The organism is Balneola sp., assembly GCA_003712055.1.
Taxonomy (GTDB): domain Bacteria; phylum Bacteroidota; class Rhodothermia; order Balneolales; family Balneolaceae; genus RHLJ01.
Genome location: RHLJ01000001.1, coordinates 61,719 through 87,402, shown reverse-complemented (window position 1 = coordinate 87,402; position 25,684 = coordinate 61,719). Strand labels below are relative to the sequence as shown.

23 protein-coding genes and 1 tRNA gene are annotated in these 25,684 nt (G+C 38.4%); 16 read left to right on the top strand and 8 right to left on the bottom strand.

Annotation, left to right across the window (positions count from 1 at the left end; all coding sequences use genetic code 11):
* Positions 1 to 96: 96 nt before the first annotated feature.
* From ychF to nusB, 3 genes are read right to left on the bottom strand one after another with little or no spacing between them, the layout of a single operon-like run.
* Positions 97 to 1,191: a redox-regulated ATPase YchF gene (ychF, locus tag ED557_00380; GenBank protein RNC85267.1), complete on the bottom strand. Its 1,095-nt coding sequence runs from the start codon at positions 1,189 to 1,191 to the stop codon at positions 97 to 99.
* An 18-nt stretch (positions 1,192 to 1,209) separates the two neighbouring features.
* Positions 1,210 to 1,884, bottom strand: coding sequence for a serine/threonine protein phosphatase (locus ED557_00375; GenBank protein RNC85266.1), 675 nt, complete (start codon positions 1,882 to 1,884; stop codon positions 1,210 to 1,212).
* Positions 1,881 to 2,345: a transcription antitermination factor NusB gene (gene nusB / locus ED557_00370; GenBank protein RNC85265.1), complete on the bottom strand. Its 465-nt coding sequence runs from the start codon at positions 2,343 to 2,345 to the stop codon at positions 1,881 to 1,883. Before nusB ends, ED557_00375 begins: the two co-directional genes overlap by 4 nt.
* 96 nt (positions 2,346 to 2,441) lie before the next feature.
* Between nusB and ED557_00365 the strand changes: the two genes are divergently transcribed.
* Positions 2,442 to 2,515 (top strand) — tRNA-Val (locus ED557_00365).
* Between the two features lies 1 nt (position 2,516).
* On the opposite strand, the gene ED557_00360 is transcribed toward ED557_00365, so the two are convergent.
* On the bottom strand, positions 2,517 to 4,604 hold the full coding sequence (locus ED557_00360) for a PAS domain S-box protein (protein RNC85264.1): 2,088 nt from the start codon (positions 4,602 to 4,604) through the stop codon (positions 2,517 to 2,519).
* Positions 4,605 to 4,765: 161 nt separating this feature from the next.
* Here ED557_00360 and thrS point away from each other — a divergent pair, with 161 nt between their 5' ends.
* The 12 genes from thrS (at position 4,766) to ED557_00300 (ending at position 15,676) form a co-directional block, all read left to right on the top strand.
* Positions 4,766 to 6,715, top strand: a complete 1,950-nt coding sequence (gene thrS, locus ED557_00355; protein RNC85263.1) for a threonine--tRNA ligase — start codon at positions 4,766 to 4,768, stop codon at positions 6,713 to 6,715.
* A gap of 15 nt (positions 6,716 to 6,730) precedes the next feature.
* Positions 6,731 to 7,267, top strand: a complete 537-nt coding sequence (locus ED557_00350; protein ID RNC85262.1) for a translation initiation factor IF-3 — start codon at positions 6,731 to 6,733, stop codon at positions 7,265 to 7,267.
* Between the two features lie 77 nt (positions 7,268 to 7,344).
* Positions 7,345 to 7,545 carry a 50S ribosomal protein L35 gene (locus tag ED557_00345; protein ID RNC85261.1) on the top strand — a complete coding sequence of 67 codons (201 nt, stop codon included), beginning with the start codon at positions 7,345 to 7,347 and terminating at the stop codon, positions 7,543 to 7,545.
* Positions 7,546 to 7,563: 18 nt separating this feature from the next.
* On the top strand, positions 7,564 to 7,911 hold the full coding sequence (locus ED557_00340) for a 50S ribosomal protein L20 (protein RNC85260.1): 348 nt from the start codon (positions 7,564 to 7,566) through the stop codon (positions 7,909 to 7,911).
* 92 nt (positions 7,912 to 8,003) lie between these two features.
* The gene (locus ED557_00335) at positions 8,004 to 9,011 is read left to right on the top strand and encodes a phenylalanine--tRNA ligase subunit alpha (GenBank protein ID RNC85259.1); all 1,008 of its coding nucleotides are present in this window, start codon (positions 8,004 to 8,006) and stop codon (positions 9,009 to 9,011) included.
* Between the two features lie 13 nt (positions 9,012 to 9,024).
* Entirely contained in the window at positions 9,025 to 11,433 is a 2,409-nt protein-coding gene (locus tag ED557_00330) for a phenylalanine--tRNA ligase subunit beta (GenBank protein ID RNC85258.1), read from the top strand.
* Positions 11,434 to 11,445: 12 nt separating this feature from the next.
* On the top strand, positions 11,446 to 11,700 hold the full coding sequence (locus ED557_00325; protein RNC85257.1) for a hypothetical protein: 255 nt from the start codon (positions 11,446 to 11,448) through the stop codon (positions 11,698 to 11,700).
* On the top strand, positions 11,697 to 11,990 hold the full coding sequence (locus ED557_00320; protein ID RNC85256.1) for a cell division protein ZapA: 294 nt from the start codon (positions 11,697 to 11,699) through the stop codon (positions 11,988 to 11,990). Before ED557_00325 ends, ED557_00320 begins: the two co-directional genes overlap by 4 nt.
* Before the next feature lie 26 nt (positions 11,991 to 12,016).
* Entirely contained in the window at positions 12,017 to 12,829 is an 813-nt protein-coding gene (locus ED557_00315) for a TIGR00282 family metallophosphoesterase (protein RNC85255.1), read from the top strand.
* 1 nt (position 12,830) lies between these two features.
* Positions 12,831 to 13,517, top strand: a complete 687-nt coding sequence (locus tag ED557_00310) for an ABC transporter ATP-binding protein (protein RNC85254.1) — start codon at positions 12,831 to 12,833, stop codon at positions 13,515 to 13,517.
* 66 nt (positions 13,518 to 13,583) lie between these two features.
* A complete protein-coding gene (locus ED557_00305; GenBank protein RNC85253.1) occupies positions 13,584 to 14,270 on the top strand; it encodes a hypothetical protein in 687 nt (228 codons plus the stop codon).
* A gap of 74 nt (positions 14,271 to 14,344) precedes the next feature.
* Positions 14,345 to 15,676 (top strand): sugar MFS transporter, encoded by a 1,332-nt coding sequence (locus ED557_00300; protein ID RNC85252.1) that lies wholly within the window; start codon positions 14,345 to 14,347, stop codon positions 15,674 to 15,676.
* On the opposite strand, the gene ED557_00295 is transcribed toward ED557_00300, so the two are convergent.
* Entirely contained in the window at positions 15,673 to 16,764 is a 1,092-nt protein-coding gene (locus tag ED557_00295) for an ROK family protein (protein ID RNC85251.1), read from the bottom strand. The genes ED557_00300 and ED557_00295 overlap by 4 nt on opposite strands.
* Before the next feature lie 59 nt (positions 16,765 to 16,823).
* Here ED557_00295 and ED557_00290 point away from each other — a divergent pair, with 59 nt between their 5' ends.
* Positions 16,824 to 17,678, top strand: a complete 855-nt coding sequence (locus ED557_00290; protein RNC85250.1) for a LytTR family transcriptional regulator — start codon at positions 16,824 to 16,826, stop codon at positions 17,676 to 17,678.
* Positions 17,679 to 17,752: 74 nt separating this feature from the next.
* Positions 17,753 to 18,322 (top strand): hypothetical protein, encoded by a 570-nt coding sequence (locus tag ED557_00285; GenBank protein ID RNC85249.1) that lies wholly within the window; start codon positions 17,753 to 17,755, stop codon positions 18,320 to 18,322.
* Between the two features lie 33 nt (positions 18,323 to 18,355).
* On the opposite strand, the gene ED557_00280 is transcribed toward ED557_00285, so the two are convergent.
* Both ED557_00280 and ED557_00275 read right to left on the bottom strand, forming a co-directional pair.
* The gene (locus ED557_00280) at positions 18,356 to 19,531 is read right to left on the bottom strand and encodes a glycosyltransferase (protein RNC86122.1); all 1,176 of its coding nucleotides are present in this window, start codon (positions 19,529 to 19,531) and stop codon (positions 18,356 to 18,358) included.
* Positions 19,532 to 19,610: 79 nt separating this feature from the next.
* Positions 19,611 to 20,603: a hypothetical protein gene (locus ED557_00275; protein ID RNC85248.1), complete on the bottom strand. Its 993-nt coding sequence runs from the start codon at positions 20,601 to 20,603 to the stop codon at positions 19,611 to 19,613.
* Between the two features lie 283 nt (positions 20,604 to 20,886).
* Here ED557_00275 and ED557_00270 point away from each other — a divergent pair, with 283 nt between their 5' ends.
* On the top strand, positions 20,887 to 22,176 hold the full coding sequence (locus tag ED557_00270; GenBank protein ID RNC85247.1) for a hypothetical protein: 1,290 nt from the start codon (positions 20,887 to 20,889) through the stop codon (positions 22,174 to 22,176).
* 28 nt (positions 22,177 to 22,204) lie between these two features.
* On the opposite strand, the gene ED557_00265 is transcribed toward ED557_00270, so the two are convergent.
* Entirely contained in the window at positions 22,205 to 25,672 is a 3,468-nt protein-coding gene (locus ED557_00265; protein ID RNC85246.1) for a methylmalonyl-CoA mutase, read from the bottom strand.
* Between the last annotated feature and the right edge of the window lie 12 nt (positions 25,673 to 25,684).

Below are 25,684 nucleotides of genomic sequence, written 5' to 3'. Positions count from 1 at the left end.
TCATTCTGAGGCTACTGCCGAAGAATCTAAACGGGTTCAATTCAACCAGATCCTTCGCAGGTATGCTCAGGATGACTAAAAGAGATGGTATCGATGCTAAACATTAAACCGGAAGTGCATTACATCACCGTCAACAACAGTATACTCCTTCCCTTCCTGACGCATTTTACCTGCCTCTTTCGCTCCTTTCTCTCCATTTAATTCTATGTAATCATCATACGCAATAGTCTCTGCGCGAATGAATCCTTTTTCGAAATCGGTATGAATAACCCCGGCAGCCTGAGGTGCTTTTGTTCCTTTTTTTATAGTCCATGCCCGGGCTTCTTTAGGGCCTGCTGTAAAGTAGGTAATCAAACCCAATTCAGCGTAGGCAGCATGTATCAAGCGATCTAAGCCTGCACTTGAAACTCCCAATTCTTCAAGGAACATCTCCTTCTCTTCTTCATCAAGCTCTGCTATTTCTGCTTCAATTTTGGCGCAGAACATAACTACTTCATCACCAAATTCTGCTGCAACACCCTTAACTACTTCCACTAATTCATTACCAGTTTCTAAATCGGTTTCTCCTACATTACATGCATAAAGAACTGGTTTAGCTGATAACAAAAATAAATCTCTGTAAGCTTGCCTCGCTTCCTCACTAACCTCAAAAGTCCGAGCCGTATTTCCATCCTCTAAATGAGCACGAAGCTTATCAACTACTTCAAGTTGGCTTTTTATAGCTTTATCACCACTCTTTGCCTGTTTCTTTAGATTTTCTACTCTCTTCTCAACACTTTCCAGGTCTTTCAGAATAAGCTCTGATTCAATGATTGCTATATCACGATCAGGGTCAACATCTCCTTCTACATGAATAATATCGTCGTCTTCAAAACACCTAACTACGTGAATCACTAAATCAACCTCTCGAATATGAGACAAGAAAGCATTTCCTTTTCCCTTTCCTTCAGCAGCTCCCTTTACCAGGCCTGCTATATCCACAAATTCAATGGTAGTGGGAATTACATTTACCGAACTGGCAATCTCAGCTAGATTTAATAACCGGGAATCAGGAATAGAAACCTGTCCTACGTTTGGGTCGATAGTACAAAAAGGAAAATTTGCAGATTCAGCACCTGCATTACTCAGTGCGTTAAACAAGGTCGATTTACCAACGTTGGGTAAACCAACGATGCCACATTTTAAACTCATTAATTAATTTCTTGATTGTTAAAAGTCCAGCCGCTGCTGTTGAATAAATTCCATTTCGGGAAGTAACAATGCTGTTAGCTTACCAAAATGTGGATATACACATCCTGTATCAATCCCTATCATGTTTTTTCCAACATATGGAACCCGGGTTGGTGTATGCCCGAAAACTACGGTTTTTTCCCAAATATTGTCTTCCTCTGCAATATGATCTCTCCTCCAAAGAAAACTACTGTATTGAGTCTCATCTTCCAGTGCTTCGCTTATCGTTTGATGAGGTGGCATACCACCATGTACAAATAACCAGTCTGGTGTATTATAATATAATTGTGTATCAGCAAAGAATTGAAGATGATGAGTAGGGATTTTGATATCAGTATCCCCTTTTTGATAAGATTCCATTGTAGCATCTCCCCCATAGTCAAACCAGTCAAGAAGATTCCTCTTTGAATAGGAATTCATGAACATTGCATCATGATTTCCCCTTAGAAACACACAAGGATGCGATTCTGAAAAATCAAGAAGCATTTGCACTGTTCCTTTCGAATCTGGTCCTCTATCTACATAGTCTCCTAAGAAGATGTACTCTCGGGAGCTACCAAACACCTTGTCTAGGCGCTGTAATAATGCATCTAGGGTTTTTGTGCAGCCATGGATATCTCCAATAGCTACTTTTTCATATGGCGTTGAACTCATTTTGTGGTTGATCTGTCGATCAATCCTCGACCTGTTTTTTTAATCTTACTTTGTTTTGTGAGTTCTAAAAGCGAAGCGTCAAGAATTCCGTTCACGAAACGACCAGATTTTGCAGTAGAATATTTTTTTACTATCTCAATAGCCTCATTAATTGTCACCTTAGTAGGTATCTCTTCGAAATAAATAAACTCGCACAATGCCATCCTAAGTACAATAAGATCAATCATAGCGAGCCTATTGATATCCCAATTCTGAATATGGGCTTCAATAATCTCGTTGAATTCTTTTTCATTTTCGAGAGTGTTAAAAAAAAGCTTCTCAGCGAACCGACGTGCTTCTTTTTCGGTACCTACTTGCTCTTTCATGATAGAATCAACTACATGCTGAGCCGTATCTCCGCTTTGTCGAAAGGCATAAATAGATTGAAGAACAGTTTCGCGAACGTGGCGACGATTAATCATGAACAAAATTTTTGGGAGCGCAAAGATACTGATTTGATCTATTCCCTAAAAAGAAAGATTGATGTATTTATCAAGGGTTCTTTATCTTGTGGTTCTGCGTTCTTAGCTCAGTTGGTTAGAGCGCCACGTTGACATCGTGGAGGTCGGCAGTTCGAATCTGCCAGAACGCACTTACTCTTCTTTCTTGAAACGGAAGGCAAATTCCGCTCCTTCTTTGGTCGATACTTCTAAGGTTCCACTCAATTGATCGGCTAGTGTTTTAATCAATTTCATTCCAAGAGATCTGCTTCTTTTGGAGCTTTCAATATCAAAACCTATTCCATCATCCCTAATTATAAAAAGAAGGTGGTCCGCTTCCTTTTTAAATACAACCTGAATACATCCCTCATCTTTACCAATGAAGGCATGTTTATAGGAATTGGTAAGTACCTCATTGAGGATTAACCCACAAGGAATGGCTTGTGTAATAGGCAAGTAAATCTCATCCATATCAAACTGGATGTGTACAGGTACCGATTGATTACCAATAGTTTGCTGAACAGTTTGGGCAAGCTCTTTTATGTAGTTTTCAACCTTGATCTCGGAAAAGTCGTCGGTATCATAAAGTTTCTCGTGAACCAGTGCGATCGACTGGATTCTCATTTGGCTTTCCTGAAGAATGGTTTTGGCGTCCTCGTTATTTACAGAGTACGACTGCAATTCAAGTAAGCCCATTATAACCGCAAGATTATTTTTTACTCGATGATGAATTTCGGCAAGTAGTACTTCCTTTTCTTTAAGTGATGAACGCAACTGCTCTTCTGTTTTCTTTCGATCACTGATATCTACATAGATCCCATATTTATACATCATCTTTTCATCGATAATGATGGGAACTGCATAAATAATTACATCAATGAGCTCACCCTCTTTTGATTTCCTTCTGGTTACCAAATCCTCCACACGCGGAGTATTAGAAAGCTTTTTTGCTTCAACAATATCTTGCTCAGGTACTATTAAGCGATCTAATTCCAGACCTTCAATCTCTGTTCCGCTGTATCCAAATAGTTCCTCAAAACCTTTGTTTACTTCAATTATTTCGTTGTGCTTATTTAAAAGTGCTATTCCGAGTGGTGAAGTATTAAATAAATCGTTGAGGAGATGTTCTCTTTTCTTAAGCTCCTCCTCAGCAAGTCTTCGGTCAGAAATATCCCTTTCAATTATGATGAGCACTTCTTGCTCAAAATAGATCCCTTTACTTACCAAAAGTTCCGTTGGAAAGACCTCTCCATTAATCTTTTTGCCCCATCCATCCAGTTTTTGTGATCCTTTATCCCCTTTATTCTTACTTATCTCCGCAAGCCGAGCAGGATCAAATTTCCCAACAGCACCCAGAATCTTATGATTCTCTCCAATTAATTCATTGACTTTATATCCGTAAGTTAATTCAGTTCCTTTATTAGCTCCTACAATTACTCCTTCATCATTAATCAAATAAATTGCATCGCTAATTGAATCAAATAAATCCCTAAAGCTCTGCATACTTCTTTGAACCTTATTCAATGCTTTTATTCTATCGGTAATATCTATTACCAATGAATAGATAGATACCAGATTGCCATCATCGTCAAATAAGTAGGAGTTATACCACTCACAGTAGATTACTTTACCAGACTTAGTAATATTCCGATTTACGATCGATTTACTTTTAATCTTCTCCTTTATCGTTTGAGCAAATTCTTTTCGAATTATCACTAAATCTTCGGGATGTACAAATGATTTTAATAGGCTCGGATGTCTCATCGCTTCTTCCTGAGACCAACCAAAAATTTCCTCAGCCTTAGGTGACCACCTCAAAATTTTATGACTGCTATCCCATTCAATTTCGCCCATTGGAAAATCAATAAATTCAACAGGGCTTGATAGCTGCGACTCCTTTGGAACATTAAAGGGAGTCTGAGAGATGTCGTGTGCTACAACAAGCTTACAGGGTCTCCCTTGATAGTTTATTAGATGCGAGGAAAATTGGACTAACTGGGATCCCGAACCATTTATATCAAACTCCCAAATCTTATTCGATAGTGACTTATTCATAAATGATTTATGGTAGAGCGAAGAAACTTCACTTCCCAGTTCGAAAAGTTTCTTGCCCAAAATCTCTTCTTTTCCCAGCCCTAAGCGCTGAACTGTGTTCTCATTAACATCAAGTATCTCAAGAGAAATTTGGTCGCATACAAACATACATTGCGTTCCAAAGAAAGTGTCTTCTTTTTGCGACATCCAGACTTTAATAAAATTATATCATTGCTTTTAAATATTAGGCCTTCTGATCTCTTTTCCCAAATAATTATTTCAATGAAATTAAAACAGTTAAGTCATGTGCATAACTTTGATTTTTTCTATCTTTGAGGCCTTTAAAAAACGAATTTTCTATAAGCTTAATGCCACACAAAAGTATTACTGTAACTCTTCCCGACGGATCAAAAAGGGAATATGATTATGGGGTAACAGGATTAGAGATTGCAGAATCTATTTCATCAGGACTTGCACGAGTAGCACTTAGTATTACTGTAAATGATGAGATTTGGGATTTAAATCGGTCTATCAAAGAAGACGCATCTATTTCAATTAATACATGGGATTCAGAGGACGGACAATATACTTTTTGGCATTCTTCTGCCCATTTACTTGCTGAAGCAGTTCAAGAACTCTACCCGGAAGCTAAGTTTGGAATTGGCCCTCCTATCGAAACTGGATTTTATTATGATATCGATTTTGGAGATCATCAAATAACACAAGACGATTTATCCAAGATTGAGAAAAAGTTTTTAGAAGTAGCAAGAAACAAATCTACCTTCGATCGAAAAGAAATATCTAAAGACGAAGCTCTCTCCTTTTATAAAAGAAAAGGAAATGAATATAAAGTAGACCTTATCGAAGGTCTTGAAGATGGTGATATTACCTTTTACACCCAGGGTAGCTTTACCGATTTATGTAAGGGGCCTCACATTCCTAATACCGGAGTAGTAAAAGCAATAAAGCTTACAAACCTGGCCGGTGCTTATTGGCGTGGAGATGTAAATAGTAAGCAGCTGACCAGAATTTATGGTGTGAGTTTCCCGAAGCAGAAAATGCTTGATGAGTATCTAATCCAGGTTGAAGAAGCAAAACGTAGAGATCATAGAAAGCTTGGAAAAGAGCTTGGCCTATTTATGTTCGATAAAATGGTAGGACAAGGGCTTCCAGTTTGGAAACCAAAAGGAACTACTCTTAGACGGACTCTCGAAAGGTTTTTAACTGATGAGCTTTTAAAAAGAGGATACAAAGAAGTAATTACTCCCCATATCGGGAATATTGAGCTTTATAAAACTTCCGGACATTATCCATACTATTCCGATTCACAATTCGCTCCTATTGAAGTTGAGGACGAGATGTATATGCTCAAGCCTATGAATTGTCCTCACCACCACAGAATTTACTCTTCTGAAATGAGGTCATACAGAGATCTACCTCTTCGTCTCGCTGAATTTGGATCTGTTTATAGGTATGAGCAATCCGGAGAGCTTAGTGGTCTTTCAAGAGTTAGAGGTTTTACCCAGGATGATGCTCATATTTATTGCACTGAAGAGCAGCTTAAGTCTGAACTTCAAAATGCTATTGATCTAACTCAACTGGTTTTTAAGACTTTTGGAATGCCTGTTAAAACAAGGCTTTCGTTTAGAGATCCTAAGAATAAAGAGAAGTATGCAGGCTCTGATGAAATGTGGGAACTGGCCGAGAAAAATATTCTGGAGGTTGCCGAAGAAATGGAACTCGACTATTTCATCGGTGTTGGAGAAGCAGCTTTTTATGGTCCTAAGTTCGATTTCATTGTCCGAGACGCTATAGGCAGAAAATGGCAGCTCGGAACGGTTCAAGTAGACTATGTAATGCCAGAAAGATTCGATTTAAGCTATACAGGTTCGGATAATGAAAAACATCGCCCGGTAATTATTCATAGAGCACCTTTTGGATCAATGGAAAGATTTACGAGCATTTTGATTGAACATTTTGCCGGAGATTTCCCGGTCTGGTTATCTCCGGAGCAAGTTAGAATACTACCCATTTCGGATACTCAGAATGAATATGCTCTTCAATGCGCGCAACAACTTAAAGATTCAAATGTAAGAGTGTCCGTCGACGAACGAAGTGAGCAGATCGGAGCTAAAATCAGGGATGCCGAAACCGAAAAAACCCCTTATATGTTGATTATTGGTTCAAAGGAAGAAGAAGCAGGATCTGTTTCAGTACGCCGACATAAGAAAGGTGATATTGGAACTTTCAATTTTTCTGAGTTTCTTTCGAACCTAAATCATGAAATAGACAATAAGATACTACCAAACGAAAACTAAAGAACGAGGAAAACCATCAAAAGAAGAAATTTCAGAGGACCTGTCAAGGAAGACAGGCCACGATTGAATGATGAAATTAAAGCAATGCAGTTACGGGTAATCAAGCCCGATGGAGGACATGAAATAACTAACTCTGACCGAGCTCTACAGATAGCAGAGTCATATAATCTGGATTTGGTTGAGATCGCTCCCAATGCAAATCCTCCTGTATGTAAAGTTATTGACTACGGAAAATATCAATACGAAAAGAAGAAGAAAGAGAAGGAAGCTAAAAAGAAACAGCATACTGTTACGGTTAAAGAACTACGATTCCGTCCAAATACAGACGACCATGATCTCGAATTTAAAACCCGACATGCCCGAGAGTTTCTTGAAAGTGGTGACAAAGTTAAAGCATCGGTTCAATTTAGAGGACGGGATATGCTTTATACCGAAAAAGGAGAGCTCTTATTACTTAAGTTAGCCAAGAGTTTGGAAGACGTTTCAAAAATTGAATCTAAACCCAACCTCGAAGGCCGTAGAATGATTATGATTTTATCACCAATGAAATAAGCGAAATTCATTGCTTAGACATTGATTAATGCCTATCTTTCTGGTCTTTAAATTTTCACAAAGCAAGTGGACTTATAATGCCTAAAATGAAAAGTAATAGTGGGGCTAAAAAACGTTTTAAGGTTACCGGTTCTGGTAAAATTAAACGTAAGAAAGCTTTTAAGCGTCACATTCTTACTAAAAAGAGCAGTAAAACCAAAAGAAAGTTGGGGCAATCCACTCTCGTAGCTGAAGCTGATGTTGCAAGAGTTAAGGAAATGATCCCAAATAAATTTTAATCACATAATCTAGACAAAATGCCACGATCACTAAATTTGGTGGCTTCCCGTCGCCGTCGCAAGAAGATTTTAAATCAAGCGAAAGGTTACTGGGGCAAGCGAAAAAATGTTTACACGATTGCGAAGAATGCGGTAGAAAGAGGTCTTCAGTACCAATACCGTGATAGAAAGAATCGCAAGCGTGTTTTCCGAAGATTATGGATTGTTAGAATCAACGCCGCAGCTAGACTAAACGGAACTACCTATTCAAAGCTTATGCATGCCATGAGCCAGAAGAATATGGAAATCAACCGTAAGGTCTTGGCAGATTTAGCAGTTCATGACGCGGAAACGTTTGCTGCCATTGTAAAGGAAGCCCGCGCGTAATTGCAAACTTGCTATTCATAAGCCGGTAAATCTTATTCAAATAGGTTTACCGGTTTTTTTATTTTTGCACCTGAATAATCTCATTCACTTACATGCTTGACAAGATTGAACAACTAAAAAAAGAAATTGAAAGCTTTGCCATCGAGAACGAAGAACAACTGGAGAACTTCCGTTTAGAATTTCTTTCCAGAAATGGCCGTGTTCAAACAATGTTCAAAGAACTTGGCTCTGCTCCTAAAGAAGAACGAGCAGCTCTTGGAAAAGCAATGAATGAAGCAAAGCAGCTTGCTCAGCAAAGATTTGACACAGCTAAGGAATCTCTTACTTCTTCCGAAAGCAAATCTATAAGTGCAACTGATGATTTGACACTTACTGCTCCTGAATTCCCTATTGGTTCTCTTCATCCATTAACGAAGACTCTGGATGAAATGAAGAATATCTTTTATAGGCTGGGATTTACGATAGCGGATGGACCGGAAGTTGAAGATGACTTCCATAATTTTACAGCTTTGAATTTTCCACCAAATCATCCGGCTCGAGATGAACAGGACACTTTTTTTGTAAGAAAGAGTGATGATCCTGATATGATGGATTTAGTCCTTAGAACACACACGTCCCCAGTGCAGATCAGACTAATGGAGAACACCACCCCTCCTATTCGATCAATTATGCCTGGCAGAGTGTATAGAAACGAAGCCGTTTCACCTAAATCATATTTTTTGTTTCACCAGGTTGAAGCACTATATGTAGATGAAAATGTAAGTGTTGCTGATTTAAAAGAAACTCTGATCACCTTTATCAAACTAATGTATGGTAGTGATGTCAAATACAGACTAAGGCCTGGCTTCTTTCCTTTTACTGAACCCAGTCTTGAATTGGATATTTGGTGGGGATCAGAAAAAGAAGGCAAATGGCTTGAAATCCTTGGATCAGGAATGGTAGATCCAAATGTATTTAAAGCGGCCGGAGTTGATCCGGAAAAATATACTGGATTTGCGTGGGGTATGGGTGTAGAAAGAATTGCCATCCTTAAGTATGGGATTGACGATATTCGCACCTTTTACGAAAACGATATCCGATTTCTAGAACAGTTTAATTAGTACCTTCAGGTTCATGAAAATTTCATACAACTGGCTAAAAGAATTTATTGACCTCACTTTATCCCCTGCTGAAACAGCCGATAAGCTTACATTGATCGGTCTTGAAGAAGAGGAAACATTTCAGGTTGGTAGTAACCTGGAAGGTGTGGTGATTGGTGAAGTACTGGAAGTAACACAACACCCTAATGCAGACCGACTTAAAGTTTGCCAGGTTAATATAGGAGAGGAAAAAGTTCAAATTGTCTGTGGAGCTGATAATGTAGCTAAAGGTCAAAAAGTTCCTGTAGCTACTGTGGGTACTACCCTTCCCATTAAGCTTGATGATGGAAGTTTTTTAACCCTTCGAAAAGCAAAGCTTAGGGGAGAAACATCTCAGGGTATGATTTGTGCGGAAGATGAACTAGGCCTTGGTAAAGATCATTCAGGAATCATGGTTCTGGATAGCTCGAGTAAAGTCGGTACACCTATCAATCAACTATTCGATCTTTATACCGACTCAATAATCGATATAGCGATTACACCAAATCGCCCAGATGCAACATGTCATCTAGGTGTTGCTAGAGATTTATCTGCAGCTCTTAACCTGGAACTTAAAAAGCCGGAAGTAGAACTAGGTATACATTCAGGTACTTCCTCCTCTGAAATTGATATTCAGATTTTATCTCCTGAAAAGTGTAATCGATATGTAGGGATCGTAATCAGTGGTACCAAAGTAGCAGAATCTCCTACCTGGCTAAAACAGCGACTTACTGCAATTGGTTTAAGACCTGTAAACAACATTGTAGACATTACAAATTATGTAATGCATGAAGTAGGACAACCTCTTCATGCTTTCGATTACGATAATATAGCAGGCAAAAAAATAATTGTAAGAGAGTTCGAAAAAACTGTTGAATTTGAAACCCTCGATCATGTAAAAAGAAAATGCGAACCGGGAACGCTTTTTATTTGTGACGGAGATGGCCCAGTTGCAATAGCCGGTGTAATGGGCGGGGTTGATTCGGAAGTATCTGATTCCACAACATCAATCCTGTTGGAAAGTGCTTATTTTGATCTGGTTTCCGTTCGAAAAACAGCAAAAGCACAAACACTTCAAACGGATGCTTCCTATCGTTTCGAACGAGGTATAGATCCAAATCTACAGGCACTTGCAGCAAAAAGAGCAGCTGATCTAATTGTTGAAATTGCTGGTGGACAGATATCGGGTAACATAGTAGATGTACATCCGATAAAAACGGATCCAAAAGAACTTACCCTCAGAAAAAGTTATCTGAACAGGCTATTAGGTACAAACCTGAATATTGAAGAAGCCATTGAAATGGTTAAACGTCTTGAACTAGAGGTTCTTGAAAAATCAGACGAGAAAGTAACATTTAGGATACCTACGTTTCGTCCGGATCTGGAAAGAGAAGTTGATCTAATTGAAGAAGTAGGGAGATTATTCGATTACAATAACATTGAATCTCCTAGCCATGGGATCTTTGTTTCTACCGAGGAATTCTCAACCTGGGAAATTCTTAATTCCGATATAAGAAAAGCCTCAGTGGAATTAGGTTTTAGAGAAATCTACACGAACTCACTTATATCAGAAAAAGAAGCGGAACAATTTGGATCATTAGAATCAATGGTGGGTACCATTAATCCTTTAACAAAGGATATGACTACCCTGAGACCTTCTTTACTGCATGGTTTCTTAAAAGCTGCTTCTTATAATTTCAACCGCCAAAAAGATAGCGTTCGCTTTTTTGAGATTGGCAATGTGTTTGAAGTAAACGATCAAGGTATCTTCCATGAAGGCATTCAAGAACAAACACATGTATTATTTGGAGTTTCCGGATTAAAAGTTGGTGAACATTGGACGAGCGGTCCGATAAACTTCACTCCTTTCGATTTAAAGTCTCTAGTTAACGCATTTCTTTCAAAGATCGGAGTTATAAGTAAAGTCAAAACAGACGAAGTTGATGGAAGCCTGATATATAAGGTAAAAGGTGAACGGATAGGGGAATTACGACCAGTAGATAAGTCACTAAAAAAAACCTATGATCTTAAAGAACCTACCTTTGTGGCTGAGTTTTCAGTCAATGCTTTGCACAAAATTAATGCTTCATTAGCTCAAAAAAAGTACCAGATCATACCCAAGTTTCCACCCATCGAATATGATTTTTCTCTAATTGTAGATAACAGTGTTAAGTCAGGAGACCTTTTGTATACCATTAGAGAAAAAGGTGGAAACAACCTCCAAGCCATTGATATTTTTGATGTTTTCGAAGATGAATCCATTGGGAATGGTAAAAAAAGCATCGCTTTTAGATTATCCTTTGTAGACCCCAACAAAACGTTGAATATCAAAGATGTAGAACCTATTATACAGGGTGCCATAAAAAACTTAGAGAAACAATTCTCCGCAAAATTAAGAGGATGACGGGGTACCTTAATGAATCAAATAATAAATCAATCGGAGCGGTTCGGTGACTTGCTTACTGAAGTTCATGATGAAGTAACTATACTAAAGCAAGAATTACGTGATCTAAAAAGAGAAAACAGTAAACTTGTTCTAAAAATTGAAGATCTTCAGAGTGAGCAAACTGATATATTTTCAGCAATTAGTGAGTCTGAGCGCCTAGCATTAAGACAACACGTACAAAGCTTAATTACTAAAATTGACAATCACCTGAACAGTGGAGTATGAAGTCGATTAAGGTTACCATTCTTGGTAAACAATATCCTCTCAAGGTTGAAGACCATGAAGAAGAGACTATGCTTCGTATTTGCAAATTTGTTGACGAGAGGTTTCAAACTTATCGTAACCAACTTGTAAAACAACCTGAGTCTACAGTGATGGTATTGGCAGCACTAAGTATTGCAGAAGAGCTTTTTGAAGTACGCCAAAACGCCCCTAGCCTGGAACAAAGTGAAGAGGCTATTCTTGAGCGCGTTAATGCAAGGCTGGAGCGCTTAATTGAGGATATCAGATCCTAATTTCATAATTCTTAAACCCTTCTGCTTTGTCAGAAACCATTGGCATTTTATTTATTGGCGATATTGTAGGAAATCCGGGCTTATCTATTTCAGAAACATTTCTACCAAGTTTGATAAAGAAATATGAAGCCGATTTTGTAATTGCCAATGGAGAAAACAGTCACGAAGGTCATGGGATTAATGAAGAAATAATAAAAAAGCTGCTATCTCTTGGTGTACATGTAATTACCGGTGGGGATCATTCCTTTGATAAATGGAAAGTGTTTAATTACATGAGGGAAAATAATCACATCCTCCGCCCTCTTAACTACCCCAGAGGTAATGCTGGTTTTGGATTTGGGGTTTATCATGTTCCTAAAACAGATTTGAAGATCGGCGTGTTAAACCTCCAGGGAAGAACTTTTCTTAAAGCTATTGACGACCCTTTCACTTCAGCCGATCGGGCACTCTCAAAAATTTCTGAAGAGACAAATATCATTTTTGTAGATTTTCATGCGGAGGCAACAGCTGAAAAAGTTTCTATGGGCTGGCATATTGATGGAAAAGCTTCTGTACTTATAGGCACCCATACCCATATACCCACTGGAGACGCTCGTATTTTTCCTCAAGGTTTGGGATATCTTACTGATGCTGGTATGACAGGATCATATAATTCGTCATTAGGAATGGATAAAAAAGTTGCCATAAAAAGATTTATGACTGGTGTTCATCAAAAATATCAACCTGCAAATGGTGATAATCATATCTGCGGGGCGTTTGCAAAAGTAAATACTCAAAGCGGAAAATGTGTTCATATAGAATCCGTTATATATCCTGAATTCAATAACTCGATCTCTTGAAATGAGTACTAACGTACTGTCGGCAATTGATATAAAGAAAAGTTACAGAAGCGAACAAAGAGACTCCCTGCTTGAGGTACTTTCAGGTATTTCGCTAACTATCGAAAAAGGAAGTATTACTTCCATTGTTGGTTCAAGTGGAAGTGGAAAAAGCACCTTACTTCATATACTTGGAGGACTTGACAAACCTGATTCCGGATCTGTTTTTTGGGGTGAAACAGAAATCTCTAAACTGAATGCTGATCAACTTGCTGACTTCAGGAATAAAAATCTCGGGTTTGTATTCCAGTTTCATCATTTATTACCCGAGTTTACTGCACTTGAAAACGTTGCAATGCCTGCCTTGATAGCAGGCTCTCCGATTACTACTGCTTCTAAGAGAGCTCTTGAATTATTGGAAAGATTTGGTGTAGCCGATCGATCTGAACATAGACCCACTCAATTGTCAGGAGGGGAACAACAACGAGTTTCTATGGCAAGAGCCCTAATGAACTCCCCTTCTCTCATTCTTGCCGACGAGCCCACAGGTAATCTTGATGATGCTAATACAAAGATTATCCTTGATATGCTTTATGAACTTCGTGCCCAAGAAGACGTGACTATTCTTCTAATAACTCATGAAAAAGCTATAGCCGAACGATCAGATGTGATACTTGAAATAAAAAACGGTGAATTGAGCTCACTTTAGTTTTACTATCAATTCAAACAGCCGTATTTTCTAAGTCTGAAATTTTTTTGATAATTAAACACATCCATGGCTAAACACCTTTCTAAAGAACAACTTGAATCTGATCCGCTAATCGAAAGCTATAATAAGGCGGCATCATTTTTTACTGAAAATAGAATTACAATTCTGGCCATTGTAATTAGTATCATAGTTGTTGTTGGTTCACTAATTGGTTACAACTTCTATTCTCAAAATCAGGAAGAACAAGCACAACAACTTTTAGCTATAGCTGAAGGATATTACACTCAGGGCGACTTTGACAGAGCTATTAATGGCGACAGTTTTGAGCTTACCTATGGCTTCCTTGCAATAGCTAACGAGTTTTCAGGAACAGAAGCGGGAAACCTGGCTACGTATTACGCAGCGGTTTCTAGTTTTAAATTAGGAAACGTTGAAGACGCACTTGACCATCTTTCTAGCTATGATGCTCCTAAGGGAATACTTGGCGTAGGAGCAATTTCTTTTAATGCGAAGCTATTACTCGTGAATGGTAATTCGGAGCTTGCTGCTGAGACTTTTGTTAAAGCTGCGAACTGGGATATTAATGATAATACCACTCCATACAATCTGTATCAGGCTGCTGAAGCTTATTTTGAAGCTGGTGATTTAGAAAGGGCTCAAGAACTCACCGATCGAATTATTTCAGAGTATCCCACTAGTGCTGAACTTACAAGTTCACAAAATCTCCAAGGTCGGATAGCAGCTACCAGCTAAAAAAATTCAAGGCTCCTTTAGGGAGCCTTTTTTGTATACATTCACATTGATCAGTAGCGCCTAACCAAAAAAACATGACTCAGAAAAATCAATACCTGGTACCTTTCATTGTAATTACCTCCCTCTTTTTTATGTGGGGCTTCATTACTGTTTTGGTTGATGCACTTGTTCCAAGACTAAGAGATGTATTTGAGCTAACCTACTTTCAAAGTGGTGTTGTTCAGTTTGCCTTCTTCACGGCCTATGCTGTCTTTTCAATACCCGGAGGCCAACTTATATCAAAAATCGGTTACAAAAAAGGAGCAATAGTGGGATTGATTACAATGGGTGTAGCATGTTTACTCTTCTACCCAGCTGCAGAGTTTAGAATGTTTGCAATTTTTCTGCTGGCAATGTTTGTATTGGCTGGAGGTATCACCATTCTTCAGGTAGCAGCAAATCCATACGTTGCTGCATTAGGTCCTCAGGAAACAGCTTCAAGTAGGCTAAACCTAGCCCAGGCTTTTAACTCCTTAGGAACAACAATTGCTCCTTTAGTAAGTGCCGCATTCATTCTGAGTAATTCGGTATTGAGTTCATCAGAAATTGACGCACTTGGTGAAGCTGAAAAGCTCTCCTATTACGCTTCTGAAGCATCCGCTGTTCAGGGACCATTTGTCATTCTCGCCTTTGTCTTAATTGGACTCGCTCTTGCATTTTCAGCTTTTAAACTACCACGTATCCTTGAAGGTGATGAACATCATCACGGTAGTTATAAATCAGCTTTAAAAAATCGACACCTTACTTTCGGGGCTATCGGAATTTTTGTGTATGTGGGTGCCGAAGTTGCTATTGGAAGCTACCTGGTCAATTATTTCTTAAATCTGGACATTGCTACACTTGTATCCGAAAGTTCATTTATGAGTGGGGTAGCTAACATACTCGCTACGCTAAGTTTTTCCAGCGTTGATATTACTTCTATGAACCCAGCTCAAATGGCAGGTACGTTTGTATTCTTTTATTGGGGAGGTGCTATGATTGGAAGATTTGTTGGATCTGCACTCCTACAAAAAATTGCTCCGGGGCGTCTTCTTGCTGTATATGGAGGAGTAAATATTACCCTTTTAATTGTTAGCATGCTTTCCGGTGGTTATATAGCTATGTGGAGCATTTTATGTATTGGGTTATTCAACTCAATCATGTTCCCCACTATTTTTACTTTATCAATTAAAGATTTAAAGGAGCATACCGCACAGGGATCTGGTATTCTTTGTACCGCAATTGTAGGTGGAGCATTTATTCCTCCTCTTTATGGTAGCCTGGCAGATTCATTTGGTTTACAAAATGCACTGTTGTTTTTGGCATTCTGTTACGTATACATCCTATGGTATGGAGCTAAAGGATCTGAAGTTAAAGTAGTTGACTAGCCCAGTTTTTCTACCGCGAAGTGATAAGCTCCCAGTGAAATAGCTTTACTGGTTCCCAGCTTTGATAGGCCTACTACCGTACTTTTAGTCTCATAATAGGTAATTGGTGTTTCTGAACCTGGAATAGAAATAGTTTGCCCTTTCAGGTTTAAAAAGCTTCTTCTTTTGAACTCATTTTCAAAATCATAAACCTCCTGAATAAGCCTTGGAAATCTCTTTCCATTTAGTGCTGTAAAACTTCCATTTAGCTCATCCAACATAGAACGAGAGAAAATCGGGTATGCTCCACTTACTCCACCTCCAATTACAACTACTCCATCTACAATTGTGATAAGATGAGCAATCGCATCACCTAGGACTTCTCCATATCTAAGGAAGGTTTCTATAGCTGCTTCACGAATACCATCTCGCTGCCCGATGGCAACTTCGAATATTTCATGTGGTTCCGGAGCTTTTGCAGGATCCATTGAAATTTGCTCAGCATAGATTCGCTTAATTGAACGGATACTAAGTGTATCCTCAACATTTGAATAGTTATAATGTTTATTCCTTAACAACCATCCTTCGGCAGCTACGCTGTTATCACCAATAACTAGCTGACCATTTATAGAAACCCCTACTCCAAAACCAGTACCCAAAGTTATTCCTATGAGGTTATTAAATCGTCTGGAACTCCCGGCCTCATTCAGCTGCTGATTTAAATATGGCAAAAAACCAGACTTGCTTTCTCCAAGAGTGAACAGGTTCCCGTCGTTATTGATAAATACAGGTATTCCTAATCTTTCCTCTATCATAGAGGCTAATGGAGTTCCCCCCTTAAAAGCTGGTAAATTTGGCAAGTCACCTATTATTCCCTGTTCATAATCTGCAGGACCGGGAAAAGCAAAACTAATAGCATCCGGTTTTTCATCTAGAGTAGATGCAAGTTTTTCAAACCCATCTATAATCAGTTGGATACAGGATTCCAGCTCATTAGTCTTAGCTGGGTATGAAAAGCTTTTACCATATGAAACCCCATTTTTTACAGCGGAGAAAACAAAATTAGTACCTCCGGCATCAAGGGTTAAGACAACAGGTTTTTTGGGCAAAACTGCAAATATGCTATTTTAGATTCGTTTGAAAGTAGTACTTATTAAGTCACAAATAAATGCTAACAAAGAATAAAATCACTCTCTTATTAATCATCTCAATTTTAGGGGTGATATTTTTTGATGCTCTCCAGCAGAAATTCTACCTCGATACTTTTGATTTGTATTCGGATGGTGAAATATCATTTCTCTTCCTGCTCAAACTTCATTTTATCAGGTGGACTATTTGGCTTGGTACTACTTTTCTGGGAATTTCATTTCTCAGATCCACTGACCGTCTTTTTAGCTCTGATAAGACAGAAAATTGGATCTTAATTTCTGGCCTTTTCCTTTTTTTAAACATCATTGCTCTTGTATTAGTCTCTGCTCATAATATTCTTCAATCTAATACTGAACTAAGTTTTGTGGTATTAAAGGAAGTCTTTGTTTTTATGATTTATCAAAAAGGAATGAGTTTTACCTTTGCTTCGGGACTAACTCTGCTACTTCTATTTAACCGGTCAAAGAAACATATCATTGAAGCTCAGTGGGTAGAGATACAGAGTTTGAAAGACCAAGTTGTTGGTAACCCGGAAAAAGCAAGTGATGCACATCATCTTCTTATCAGGATCGGTTCAAGAGAAAAATTGATCCCAATTACTGAAATTACGTGGTTTGAGGCTGATGACTATTGTGTACGTATACATACCGAATCCAGAACTTACTCATTAAGAAAAAGCCTCAAATCCTTAGAGAAGGATTTGCAAAACTTCAATTTTGTGCGGGTACACCGCCGTGCACTCGTTAATCTTAGCTACTTTGAACAAGCTGATTTCAATAATTGCACCGTTACATTAAGCGACCGTTCTGAAATCCCCATTTCAAAATCCCGGATCGGATATTTAAAACAGGTACTAAAAGCAGCATCCCTTTGATTTCCTGCAAAAGTAGCACGATTTACTGCAAAGATTAAATTCCTAATGCTCTCTTCCTTTTCTTTCGGGAAAAAATGAAGAAAACAGCATTATTACTCTTTTTCCTATTTCCTCAATTCCTTTCAGCACAATATAATTATGAGCCCTCCGAGGAATATCCCTTTGGTAGAATTAACCCAAGTGCCAGAGGCGAACTTGCGGATTTCCAACCTTTGATCGGAGAATCAGAATGTAGCTCGGTTACACGTAACCCAGATCAATCCTGGGCTGACCCCGTACCTATGCTTTGGAGATTTAAATATATAATGGACGGTATGGCTGTACAGGATGAGACCCTTAAAGAAGATGGGACTCATTCTGGCAGCATTCGTCAGTTTAATTCAGATAGCCTTGCCTGGTATGTACACTATTATGCTTCAGCAGGAGCTGCTCCTGTTTTACCCGTATGGGAAGGATCAAAAAAAGACGATGGAAATATAGTGCTATATCGCCCCCAGGTTGCTCCAAATGGAATGGAGGGTTATTACCGGCTTACATTTTTCGATATCTCCGATGATAATTTTGAATGGATTGGAGAATGGGTTGATTTAACCGAAAAAATTATATTTCCTACCTGGAAGATTAGTTGTACAAAGAAAGACTAATAAACTGATGAATTTGATTGATGCCAAAATTGGTTAACTCTCCTTTGACCTATTCTTCTCCTCAATCCATTTACCCATAAATTTTGTACTACTCATGCTTTGATGTTGCAGCATAGCTCCAACAAAATTATTCGTTCTATGCTGTGTTAATTCATCTCTTAGCTTTTCTATCCTTTGTATGAGAACACTACCATGTTTTTGCTTATCAAAGCGCTTATATAAGATTTCCACGCCTTTTGCCTGAGCATTATCCCATTCAGTTGAGGAAGTATATAGGGCAATTGCCTCCTTAATGATTTGTTCAGCGCTATCAGCTATAGCTCCGGGCCAGGGTAGCTCTCCTGGAATTCCTTCTGCTCCGATTTTAGTAGTTACAGATGGAAGACCATATTGCATAGCTTCTATGCACTTTCCTTTCAATCCAGCCCCAAATCGAATTGGAGCTAATAGTATCCTTGAATTGGAAAAAATACTCTCTACTGTAGAGGCTCTCCCCTTTACCAAAAAACCTTCCTTTTCATTGTTTAATTGAAAGACTTTCTCTTTAGGATATGCGCCATAAATATGGAGCTCTGCTTTTGGCAACTGCTTTCTAATTACAGGCCAAATCTCTTTTTTTAAATATTGAACTGCATCCAGGTTAGGTTCATGAAGGAAGTTTCCTATCCAAACAAAATGCTCCCGCTCTTCAAACCCTTTCCACTCTTTTATATCCAGGTATGTCAACGAGTTAATCATGAATGGGATATAATGAACCAGAGAGAGGTCTATCTTGTAAAAACCTTCCAATAGTTCCATCTCCGATTCTGATATTATTAAGGACAAATCGCATCGAAAAACACTTGCGATTTCTCTTAGGGAGATTGAATTAAGCAGATCACTTTGGTGGAAGCTTCTACCCTCTTTTAGAGCAATATTTCTTCCTTCTCTTAAACCATGCAAATCTTCAGTATCCAGTATTCTTATTGCATTAGGACAAGATTCTGCTACTCTCCATCCAAACTGTTCCTCCGTCATATAACGATCAAATAAAACGAGATCAGGTTTCAGATCTTCTATAAATTGATCAAAGGAAGGGTCATTTAAACGAATTGTAACGGAATCAATATTAATCGATTCGAGACTTGTAGAGTATTTGCTTTTGCTTGCAGCTGAGGCAAAGGTTATATCCCACCCCTGGTGTTGAAATAGTTCTATGAGCTGTAGCATTCGAGAGCCCGCAGCGGAAGACTGCGGTTCCGGCCAGACTTTGCCAATAATTAAGACATTCAAAGAAGGTGTGTATTAGTTAGTTATCATTCATATACACACGAATAATATCAGAATAGCTCATATCATCCAAAAGGTCTCGTTGAGCAAGTTCTCTCAAAAATGAAGGAGTTACGCCATTAGCATAAAGGCCAATAATCCCTGAATAATTAATCTCATCCAAGTAATCAATTTCATGCAATGTATTCAGATAGCTTAGAGTAACACCGTTGGAATACATCCCAATTATTCCTGAATACGAAACCTCATCCAGATAATCTAGTTGGTTAAGACCCCTCAAATAACTTTCTGATACTCCGTTGGCATAGAGGCCAATAATTCCCGAATAGCTTACTTCATCCAGGTAATCCAATTGATCTAAGGTTTCCAGATACCCCGTGGTTACTCCATTAGCGTAAAGCCCGATAATTCCAGAGTAAGACACCTCATCCAGATAATCCAGCTGATTAAGCTTTTCAAAGTAAGAGGTCGGGACTCCATTTGCATAGAGGCCGATTACCCCTGAGTAACTAACCTCATCGAGGTAATCTAATTGGTTCAGCTTTTCCATATAGCTGATAGGAACCCCATTATTATATAATGCCAACACTTCGGAACTTGCTGGATTTGAATCGAATCTTAAATTCCCTAAAGCAGCAGAATATTCTAAGATTGAGCTGGAACCCGATGCCGTTTCACTATTTAATGCTTCTTGTACAGCATTTGCTTCTACCTGAGTGATTGGATCGTCACTCGAGAAGAGCCCCGCTATTCCCTGGCTTGTTTGAGTAATCGCATTGATTGGATTCCAATCGAAATACCATAGGAATATGATAGCAAGTACTACAGCTATTACCGTACGGTCTCTTTTTTTGGTGCTCTTTTCCTTTACTCGAAAGGTAACTCCAGGGCGAACATCTTCTTCCCCTTCCATTGATTGCTCATCAATGTACTGATCAAGGTTGAAGTCGGGATCATTATTATTTAAATCGTTAGGTATCCCTTTACGGAACTTATCTTTATTGGTACTCATGATGCCCTGAGTTTTTTAAATCTGACAGATACACGAATGTAGCTGGGTTTAGTTTCGGTATTAATAGTCTTAGATGCTGGATAAAAGTTTAATCTATAGATTACAAAAAACTATATACTCAGATTCTGAGTGAAAAACTTGTTCCAAAAGATTTTCTATTTCATCAAATTATAGAATGAAAACAAGAACCTTAGTTGTTTTACTAATACTTATACAAATAAGCATTAATGTTAAGGCCCAATCCCTGCCGGATAGTATCGTGGTTTATAGAACAACATTTTATATGAAGGGTATCTCAGGTGAGGATTCCTTTTTGGAAACCAGGAAAAAGGTAATAAAACGAAAGAGAAGTAAAAGAAGGCTTGTTATAGAACTCAATAAAACTATCAATGAGGATTATATACTTGTTGAATTTGGATTAGATACAAGCTATATCAAAAATAACCCGGAAGAATTACTTCAACTCTACGATGGCTACTATAGAGATAGAATAGATTGGAATTTTAAACAAAAACAGCATATTCGAAAAAAATTATCCAACCTTGATAACTACAGAAAACAGTTACAAGACTATCTATCAAAAGGATGTTGTTACACAATGCATAATCAGTATAGATACCAATTCACAGTTAAGTTTTATAAAGAAGGATCTGTTTATGCCTCATTTGTTTCGCAAAAAAGAGCCTGGGGTTATCTCTTCCCATATACCAATCAAAATGGAGAAACTATATACAATTATAAAGTAGACCAAGAATTACACAATTTATTTGATTCTAGAATAAAGGTTGAAAAGCCATTAACCGAAAAGAAATTAATAAGGTATATAGTCAATAAAATATTGGATAATAATATCAGAGAACTCTATGCAATGAGCGGAGAAACTTTCCGAGAAGAAATCAATATTCTGAGAACCGAGTTCGATGTACTTTCAACAAATGAGAATCTAGGTGGAGGTCGATATATATCTGGTTTTGAAAGGACGTTAAGGATTGAGTTGAAGAATGACCATTTCTTCCCAAACGTTTACATACAATTTATAGCAACAATCTCCGAAGGAAGTTTATACACAGGGGACAGTCTCAAAAAAAACTATACAGATATATTAAATAGAATTCAGTCCAACAACTTTATTTCTAAATATCTAAAAGATGACACTAACTCCAGACTGGATATATATTATTATGATAATAGGACCGTAAATGAGTATAACATTTATAGGGTGAATAAGGATTCATCCGAATGGATTAAGCATGATATCAGATTAGAATGGTTCGATAGATATGGTGATCAAAAAGCAAGAAGAACTTCTGAAATGGTTCATACTGGATGTAATTATCGCTTTAATCGTTCATTCATAGAAGAAGCAATTTTTTTTGAAATAAAAAGTAACCGGAACTCAGCTTCTCTATGGTTTTTGCTACCAGATGACACACTCTTATTATACCATGTTGACTCATATGATAAAACAAATGCAACAGTTCTAGACATAAGTTTAAGAAGTCTAAATAGTGATTTTGATCTCCCCTGGCCTTGTTTTTTATTTAATGAATATGGAGAAATTAAACCTCGCTAATAGTACACCTTCATAAATAGTAAACGAATCACATATTCCTTCTATACTGTCCACCTACTTCGTATAAAGCATGCGAAATCTGACCTAATGAGGCCACTTTTACAGTCTCCATCAATTCTTCAAAGATATTACCGTTGGTTCTGGCTGCCGTTTTAAGTCGATCTAAAGCTTGTTGAGCTTCTCCCTCATTTCGCTTCCAAAAGGCTTCCAGATTTGTAATCTGTTGTTTCTTTTCCTCTTCGGTAGATCTGATAAGTTCTACTGGTTTATTTTCTTCTTCACTTCCTTTTCCAAAGAAGGTATTAACCCCGATTATCGGAAGTTCTCCGCTATGCTTTTTACTCTCATAGTAAAGGCTTTCGTCCTGAATTTTTCCTCGCTGGTACATGCTTTCCATTGCACCAAGAACTCCACCCCGATCTGTGATTCTGTCAAATTCAGCGAGTATAGCTTCTTCTACTAAATCCGTTAGCTCTTCTATAAAAAATGAACCCTGATTTATGTTTTCATTTTTAGCGGTACCAAGTTCCTTGTTGATAATCATTTGGATAGCAAGTGCTCTTCTAACTGATTCCTCAGTTGGAGTAGTAATTGCTTCGTCATAAGCATTGGTATGCAATGAGTTACAATTATCATATATTGCTAATAATGCTTGTAATGTGGTTCGGATATCATTGAACTGAATCTCCTGGGCATGCAATGATCTACCACTTGTTTGGATATGATATTTAAGCTTTTGTGAACGATCGTTAGCAGCATATTTATTCTTCATAGAAACCGCCCATATACGACGTGCTACCCTTCCGATCACAGAATATTCAGGATCTAAGCCATTACTGAAAAAGAACGATAGATTGTGTGCGAAATCATCAATATTTAACCCTCGTGCCAGATAATATTCTACATAGGTAAAACCATTCGCCAGTGTGAATGCTGCTTGTGTAACAGGGTTAGCTCCGGCTTCAGCGATATGATATCCCGAAATAGATACCGAGTAGTAATTCCTAACTTTATGCTGTGTGAAATACTCCTGGATATCACCCATCATCTTAAGTGCAAACTCGGTTGAGAAAATACAGGTATTTTGAGCCTGATCTTCTTTAAGAATATCTGCTTGTACTGTTCCTCTAACTACACTAAGCGCTTCAGCTTTTATGCGCTTATATACATCAGGCTCTACAAGTTTATCTCCGGTAATTCCAAGCAGACCAAGCCCAAACTCATTATTCCCTTTTGGAATTTCATTTGTATAAACGGGAACAGGCACTCCAATTTTCTCGAAATGTGCTTTTATCTTTTCCTGTGCTTCTTCCCACTTCCCTTCTGATTTTAAATAACGCTCTATTTCCTGGTCAATGGCTGTATTCATAAACATGGCCAAAATCATTGGAGCGGGACCGTTTATGGTCATTGATACAGATGTAGTTGGTTTAGTAAGCTCGAAGCCGGAGTACAGCTTTTTCATATCGTCAAGCGTACAAATACTTACTCCTGAGTTTCCAATCTTCCCATATATGTCGGGTCTGAAACCCGGATCTTCACCATAAAGAGTGACTGAATCGAAGGCCGTAGATAATCGTGCTGCAGGGAGTCCTTCGCTAACAAAGTGAAAACGTTTATTAGTACGTTCAGGAGTTCCTTCACCTGCAAACATCCTCGTTGGATCCTCTCCTTCTCTTTTGAATGGGAAAACTCCAGCCGTATATGGAAAATAGCCAGGTAAATTCTCTTTCAAGGCGAAATGAAGCCTATCAGCTGCCTGCTTTGTCTTCGGAAGAGCTACTCTTGGGATCTGAAGTCCGCTTAAGGACGTTCGATAAAGCTTATTCTTTATAACCTTGTCTCGAATCTGGATATCAAAACTTTCCTGCTGATATTTTTCTGACAGATTATCCCAGTTTTCAAGAATATTTTTAGGCACCCTGTCCAGTTCATCTTCCCACCTTGATTGAAGCTGCTTAAGTGGAGTCAATAGTTGGGCATCTACTTTTGAACCCGCTTCTTTTAATTGAGCGATGGTTCCTTTAACCTGCTCCCATTTAGCTGCTACTTCAACTTGTTGATTCGCCCATGTGTGGTAGTTCCTTACCGTTTCTGAAATTTCAGATAAATACCGGACTCTTTTTCCGGGGATGATTGCCTGAGACTGAATTCCATCTGAAGGCTTAGAATCAGTGTAAATACTGGTTTCCCAGTTTACCCCATACTTATCATTGATTCGATCGACAAGCGCTTTAAAAAGGCGATTTACCCCTTCATCATTGAATTGTGCAGCAATGGTAGGAAACACAGCCATTTCTTCCGGGTTTGTATGCCATTGCCCTGAATTCCTTTGCATTTGTTTTCTTACATCACGAAGGGCGTCTTGTGAGCCTTTCTTCTCAAACTTATTGAGCACTACAATATCAGCCAGGTCAAGCATATTAATCTTTTCAAGCTGAGTGGCCGCTCCATACTCGCTGGTCATTACATAAATTGGTATATCAGTCAAATCAACGATTTCTGTACCACTTTGACCAATTCCACTGGTCTCTACAATGATTAAATCGAAACCAGCTGCTTTGTATAACTCAATCACAGCTTGCAATGCCGCACTGGTAGACCTGTTTGACGCGCGAGTAGCCAGACTCCTCATAAACACTCTATGAGTATCTATGCTGTTCATTCGTATCCGGTCTCCCAATAAGGCACCACCCGTTTTTAATCTGGACGGGTCAACAGAGATAATCCCAATTGACAGATCAGTAAATTCATTCAAAAAGCGACGAACAACCTCATCGGTAAGTGAGCTCTTACCAGCACCTCCTGTCCCGGTTATTCCTAGTAGAGGAATATTTCGATCAGAGTGAACATCTAATCGCTTCCCATTACTCATCAGATAGCTACCAGGATCATAAGAGATGAGCTCTTCATTTCCGTTCTCTAATGCTGAAATAGCTTTAGCAAGGGTGATCGAATCTTTCTCTTTTATTTTATGAGCATCAAAATCACCTATAGTAACAGGGGCAAAATCACATTCTCTAAGCATGAAGTTAATCATACCCTGGAGCCCCATATTACTACCATCTTCAACAGAAAAAATTCGGGTTACACCGGATGCATGGAGATCATCTATCTCATCCTGTACAATTACACCACCACCGCCTCCAAATACTTTAATATGACCCGCTCCATGCTCTTCAAGAAGCTCAATCATATATTTAAAATATTCTACATGCCCACCTTGATAGGAACTAATTGCAATCCCCTGTACATCTTCCTGGATAGCACAATTAACAATCTCGTGAACCGAACGGTTATGTCCTAAATGAATCACTTCAGCTCCACTACTCTGGAGGATACGCCTCATAATATTGATACTTGCGTCATGACCATCAAATAAACTCGCTGCAGTTACAAACCGAATCTTATTCTGTGATTGATAAGGAATACTTGAATTGATAGACAAAGTAGAGTCGCTCTCTTTTGATTTTGATTCTTTTGTTTTCGTTGACATAGACAATGTTCA